Source organism: Bacillus sp. DHT2, assembly GCF_026241455.1.
Taxonomy (GTDB): domain Bacteria; phylum Bacillota; class Bacilli; order Bacillales; family Bacillaceae_G; genus Bacillus_A; species Bacillus_A pseudomycoides.
Window position 1 is genome coordinate 1 of record NZ_JAPHWH010000100.1, and the last position, 274, is coordinate 274.

The 274-nt window shown below is 57.3% G+C and carries 2 tRNA genes; both read left to right on the forward strand.

Features of this window, described 5'->3' with window-relative positions:
• Nucleotides 1-30 precede the first annotated feature (30 nt).
• Nucleotides 31-106: transfer RNA gene (locus tag ORL93_RS31095), tRNA-Val, on the forward strand.
• Nucleotides 107-130: 24 nt separating this feature from the next.
• Nucleotides 131-207: transfer RNA gene (locus ORL93_RS31100), tRNA-Met, on the forward strand.
• The last annotated feature ends 67 nt before the right edge of the window (nucleotides 208-274 follow it).

Here is a 274-nt window from a genome sequence, read left to right on the forward strand (position 1 = left end):
GGTTCGAATCCCGTACGGGTCACCACTTTTGGAGGATTAGCTCAGCTGGGAGAGCACCTGCCTTACAAGCAGGGGGTCGGCGGTTCGATCCCGTCATCCTCCACCATATATAACATATGAATAGTATCGTCGCGGGGTGGAGCAGTTCGGTAGCTCGTCGGGCTCATAACCCGAAGGTCGCAGGTTCAAATCCTGTCCCCGCAACCAATGGTCCCGTGGTGTAGTGGTTAACATGCCTGCCTGTCACGCAGGAGATCGCCGGTTCGACCCCGGT